Source organism: Pengzhenrongella sp. (genome assembly GCF_036565025.1).
GTDB lineage: Bacteria > Actinomycetota > Actinomycetes > Actinomycetales > Cellulomonadaceae > Pengzhenrongella.
Genome location: NZ_DATCNW010000476.1, coordinates 1 through 4,921, shown reverse-complemented (window position 1 = coordinate 4,921; position 4,921 = coordinate 1). Strand labels below are relative to the sequence as shown.

The 4,921-nt window shown below is 71.9% G+C and carries 6 protein-coding genes; 5 read left to right on the top strand and 1 reads right to left on the bottom strand.

Going from position 1 to position 4,921, the window contains the following annotated elements; all coding sequences use genetic code 11:
- Positions 1-2: 2 nt before the first annotated feature.
- Positions 3-752, bottom strand: a complete 750-nt coding sequence (locus VIM26_RS26880) for a DUF2249 domain-containing protein (protein ID WP_331956405.1) — start codon at positions 750-752, stop codon at positions 3-5.
- 118 nt (positions 753-870) lie between these two features.
- Here VIM26_RS26880 and VIM26_RS26875 point away from each other — a divergent pair, with 118 nt between their 5' ends.
- The 5 genes from VIM26_RS26875 (at position 871) to VIM26_RS26855 (ending at position 4,881) form a co-directional block, all read left to right on the top strand.
- Positions 871-1,599 carry a helix-turn-helix transcriptional regulator gene (locus VIM26_RS26875; RefSeq protein WP_331956404.1) on the top strand — a complete coding sequence of 243 codons (729 nt, stop codon included), beginning with the start codon at positions 871-873 and terminating at the stop codon, positions 1,597-1,599.
- A complete protein-coding gene (locus VIM26_RS26870; protein ID WP_331956403.1) occupies positions 1,596-1,934 on the top strand; it encodes a metal-sulfur cluster assembly factor in 339 nt (112 codons plus the stop codon). Before VIM26_RS26875 ends, VIM26_RS26870 begins: the two co-directional genes overlap by 4 nt.
- The gene (locus tag VIM26_RS26865; RefSeq protein WP_331956402.1) at positions 1,931-3,022 is read left to right on the top strand and encodes a hypothetical protein; all 1,092 of its coding nucleotides are present in this window, start codon (positions 1,931-1,933) and stop codon (positions 3,020-3,022) included. Before VIM26_RS26870 ends, VIM26_RS26865 begins: the two co-directional genes overlap by 4 nt.
- A gap of 86 nt (positions 3,023-3,108) precedes the next feature.
- Positions 3,109-4,440, top strand: coding sequence for a multicopper oxidase domain-containing protein (locus VIM26_RS26860; protein WP_331956401.1), 1,332 nt, complete (start codon positions 3,109-3,111; stop codon positions 4,438-4,440).
- On the top strand, positions 4,441-4,881 hold the full coding sequence (locus VIM26_RS26855) for a hypothetical protein (RefSeq protein ID WP_331956400.1): 441 nt from the start codon (positions 4,441-4,443) through the stop codon (positions 4,879-4,881).
- The last annotated feature ends 40 nt before the right edge of the window (positions 4,882-4,921 follow it).

Here is a 4,921-nt window from a genome sequence, read left to right as displayed (position 1 = left end):
GTTCAGCCGACACGGGAGATCTCGACGCGCCAGATGCGCGGTCCCGCCTCGAGGTACGTCCAGGCGAACCGGTCGGGCCACAGCGCCTCGGTCTGGTAGCGCAGCGGCTTCGGGTCGTGGTCGTTGAGGATGACGAAGCTCTTGGTCGGCGCCAGCTCGTTGAGCTTGGCGAAGATGATCTCGTGGCGCCCGCCGTGCGGCAGGCTCCGGACGTCGAGCTCCTCCGGCTCGTCCGCGCCACCAAGGAGCGCCGCCATCCGGGCGTGCGCAGCGACCAGGTCGGTGCCGACGGCGTCGAGCGCGGGCAGCAGCAGGTCGTTCTCCTTGGCCACGTGCACGCCGAAGATCGCCTGCGCGGAGGCTGCTGCGGCGATCATCGTGAACGGGTCGTTCGCGTCCGTCAGGTCGCTGACCAGTGCGGCGACGGCCCGGTGCTCGGCGAGCATGCCCGTGACCAGCAGTCCGGTGGCCTCGAGGCGAGCCCCGAGCTCATAGAGCACGGACTCCTCGGCGCGGGCATGCGGCATGAGCTCGCTGGTGAACCAGGCCACCAGGTCGGCGCGCGCGAGGTCGTAGTCGCCGGAGCGCGCGCCGTCGAGCAGGGCGACGGTCAGCTCGCCGAGCTCGCCGGCCAAGGCGATGTGGTGTGCCTCGATCGCCTCGATCACTGCGGTGTTCGGCGTCCGCGCGGGCTCGGTGCCCGGGTCGTCCTGGGGTCGTACGGAGGAGATTTGGTACGTTTCGAGCGCCATCGTGGGTCTCCTGACGGGTCGTTTTCCGAGCGGGATCGAGCCAGGAGTTGTTTTTACTACACTTTCAGGGAAAACTGTACTTGTGCTTCCAGAACCGATCGACTCCCGAACTCATCGCGTGCTGTCCGGCGTCAGCCGGGTGGCCGTGCTCGAAGTGGTGCGCGCGAACGGCCCGCTGGACGTGCAGGCCATCACCGCGCAGGTGGGACTGCACCCGAACACGGTCCGGTCCCACCTGGACCAGCTCGTGGAGGCCGGCCTCGTCGAGAGCACGGTGCAGCCGCGCTCGACACCGGGCCGCCCTCGCCTGCTCTTCCGTGCCGCCGCGCACTCGAGCGAGGGGCCCGAGGACTCCTACAAGGTGCTCGCCGGGATCCTGGCGGCCAGCATCGACGGGCTCGCGCCCGTGCCCGGTGCGGCCGCCGCCGAGGCGGGTCGGCGCTGGGGCCAGTCGGTCGTGCCGAGCGAACCGGCGCCGGTCGACGGCAAGGTCGCGGTCGACCGCATCGTCGCGCTGCTCGACGACGTCGGCTTCGCCCCGCGGCTGCGTGCGCAGGACGACGCCACGGTCGATACGCCGGTCGCTGCCGAACCGGTGCGGCCGCCGGACGCCGGGCCGACCGTGATCGAGCTGCACCGCTGCCCGTTCTACGACGTCGCGCGCGATCACGGCGAGGTCGTGTGCGCCGTGCACCTCGGGCTCGTCCAGGGTGCCCTCGAGCAGATGCAGGCCCCGACCGCGGCCGTCCGCATCGAGCCGTTCGTCGGACCGCACCTGTGCCTCGTGCACCTCCAGCCGACCGACGCCGACCACGGCCGGCCCGGCACCCACGGGGGAGCGGCGTGAGCCGCGAGCCGCTGTCCGTGACCCAGCTGCTCGGCCCCGGAACCGGCGCCGCCCAGCTGAAGGAGATGCTGCGCGACGTCATCGACCCCGAGCTCGGGGTCGACATCATCTCCCTCGGGCTGGTCTACGGGCTCGAGGTCAACGCGCGCGTGGTCGCGGTCCTGATGACCGTGACGACGCCTGCCTGCCCGCTCGGGGAGTACCTGACCGACGAGGTGCGACGGGTGCTCCTCGCCAGCGGGGCGGTGGACCGCGTCGAGGTCGAGATCACGCACGAGCCGGCGTGGAGCCCCGAGATGATGACGGACGAGACCAAGCGGGCCTTCGGGTGGTGACCCGGCGCCGGCTGCCGCTCCTGGTGGCCGGCCTGGTCTGCCTGCTCGCGGGGCTGTGGGGCGGCCTGCTGCTGCTGGGGCTGCCCGTGCCGACGCTGCTCGCGACGACGGCCGCGGACCATGGGCCGCTGATGGCGATCGGTTTCCTCGGGACGGTGATCTCCCTCGAGCGGGCGGTCGCGCTCGGTCGCCGGTGGGCCTACGCCGCGCCCGCGCTCGCCGGCGTCGGCGGCCTGGCCGTGCTGGTGAGCCTGCCGCCCGTCGTCGGGCGGCTGCTGCTCTGCGCGGCGTCGATCGTGCTGATCGTCGTGTACGTCGTCGTGCAACGCCTCCAGCCCGCCCTGCACCTGCTGGTGATGGCCGCGGGCGCGGTGTGCTGGTACGTGGCGACGCTGCTCTGGCTGACCGGCTGGTCCCTGCCGCGCCTCGTGCCGTGGCTCGCGGGCTTCCTGGTGCTCACGATCATCGGCGAGCGCCTCGAGCTGGCCCGCGTCGCGATGCTCACCCGCTCGTCGGTCCGCCAGTTCCTGGTGGGTGCGTTCTTGTTCGGTGCCGGTCTGGTGCTCTCCGCGACGCCGGCGCTGACCGGGTCGGCCGGGGTCCGCCTCGCGGGCGCCGGGATGATCGCGCTCGCGCTGTGGGGTGCCAGGCACGACGTCGCGCGGCGCACCGTGAAGATCCCGGGGGTCACCCGGTTCATGGCGGTGTGCCTGCTCGCCGGGTACGTGTGGCTGTTCGTCGGCGGCGCGATCTGGCTGGTCGCCGGGGACCTGGGGGCGAGCACGACGACCTACGACGCCGCGCTGCACACCGTGTTCCTCGGCTTCGTGATGTCGATGATCTTCGGACACGCGCCGGTGATCGTGCCGGCGGTGCTGCGCGTCCGGCTCCCGTTCCAACCCTGGTTCTACGTCCACGTGGGCCTGCTGCACGTGTCCCTGCTGGCGCGCGTGGTCCTCGGTGACGCCGCCGGCATCAAGGTCTGGTCGCAGATCGGCGGAGTCGGCACCGAGGTCGCGGTGCTGGTCTTCGTGTGCGTCTCGGCGGTCGCGGTACGACGGGCCGGCCGGCCGGTGAGGTCCCGATGACCGCGCCGGTGCAGCTCGCGCCGGGTCCTTCGGTCCCGGCGCGACCGGGGACGGGACCGTCGGGACGACAGCAGGATCGCGCGGGCATGATCGGCGGCCTCGCGCTCGGCGTCGTCATGCTCGTCATCGCCCTGGTGGTCGCCCTGACGGGCAGCCCGAACGGGACCGGCGCCCCCGCGAAGGCGGTCGTCACGGCGGGTGGGACCCAGACTGTCGCGGTCACGCTTGCCGACATGTTGATCGCGCCGTCGGTGATCCAGGTGACCAGGGGCACCCGACTCGTGCTGCACGTCACGAACACGGACGCCATGCGCCACGACCTGGTCCTGGACACCGGTAAGAAGACCGCCATGCTCGACGCCGGGGACTCCGCGACCCTCGAGGTCGGGGCGGTGAACAAGGCGGTCGCCGGTTGGTGCACCGTGCCCGGGCACCGTGCAGCGGGGATGACCCTGAGCATCGTGGTCAAGGGTGAGACCAGCGCCGGGCAGGCCAGTGCGGGGCACGACATGGCCGGCATGGCGTCCAGCGGGGCGAAGGCACCGGCCATCGACGTCAATGCCAAGCCGGGTCCGAACTGGAAGCCGTACGACCCGACCCTCGCGCCCGCACCCGGCGCCACCGAGCATCACGTGACCATGACCGTGCGAAATACTGTGGTCGAGGTCGCACCGGGCGTGCGCCAGAAGCTGTGGACCTTCAACGGGACCGCTCCCGGGCCGACCCTGCACGGGAAGGTCGGCGACGTCTTCACGGTCACGCTCGTCAACCGCGCGAGCATGGGCCACGGAATCGACTTCCACGCGGGCTCTCTCGCGCCGGACGAGCCGATGCGCACCATCGACCCGGGGAAGTCGCTGACCTACCAGTTCGTCGCGGGCTACTCCGGGGCGTGGCTCTACCACTGCTCGACGATGCCGATGACCCTGCACCTGGCCAACGGGATGTTCGGTGCGGTCATCATCGACCCGCCGAACCTCCCCAAGGTCGACAAGGAGGTCGTCCTGGTGCACTCCGAGCTCTACCTCGGACCCCAGGGCGGCACCGCGGACGAGGCCAAGATCGCCGCCGAGAAGCCCGACGCGGTCGTGTTCAACGGCTATGCCAACCAGTACGACCACGCCCCGATCAAGGTCAAGGTCGGCCAGCGGGTGCGGGTGTGGGTCGTGGACGCCGGGCCGTCGCGCCCGACCGCGTTCCACGTCGTGGGGGCCCAGTTCGACACCGTGTTCAAGGAGGGCGCGTACCTGCTGAAGCCGAACAACCCGGAGCACGGCGCGTCGCAGGTCCTCGACCTCGCCGCGGCCCAGGGCGGCTTCGTCGAGTTCGCCCTGCCCGAGGCCGGCCACTACCCGTTCGTCGACCACGCGTTCGTCGACGCCGAGCGCGGCGCGCACGGCCTGTTCGAGGCGTCCTAGGTGCTCGACGCGTGGTCGCTCGTGCGGTTCGTGCACGTCGTCGGGGCGATCGTGTGGCTCGGCGGGCAGCTCACGATCTCGGCCCTGGTGATGCCCGCGGCCCGACGCCGGCTCGCCGAGCCCGATCGGGCCGCGCTGATGCGGGTGCTCGGGATGCGGTTCGGGATCGCGAGCGCGGCGGTGCTGATCCCGCTGCAGCTGGCCACCGGGGTCGCTCTCGCCGCGCACAAGGGTGTCACCTGGGCGTCGCTCGCCGAGCCGGGGTACGGGCGGATGCTCGCCGGCAAGCTGGTCGCGTTCGTGCTGGTCATGCTCGCGGCCGCGCTGCACGGCTGGGCGATCGGCGCCGGCCACCGGACGCTGGCCAAGGCCCTGGCGGTCTCCTCCCTGGCCGGCTCTTTCGTCGTCGTCCTCCTGGCCACCGCCCTCCCCGTGAGCTGACGCCCCAGGCCACACCCCACCACCCCACCACCCCACCACC

What these genes read in the sequence shown, in the direction of transcription:
- VIM26_RS26880 (WP_331956405.1), bottom strand. Translation starts at nt 752, where the DNA reads ATGGCGCTCGAAACGTACCAAATCTCCTCCGTACGACCCCAGGACGAC.
- VIM26_RS26860 (WP_331956401.1), top strand. Translation starts at nt 3,109, where the DNA reads ATGATCGGCGGCCTCGCGCTCGGCGTCGTCATGCTCGTCATCGCCCTG.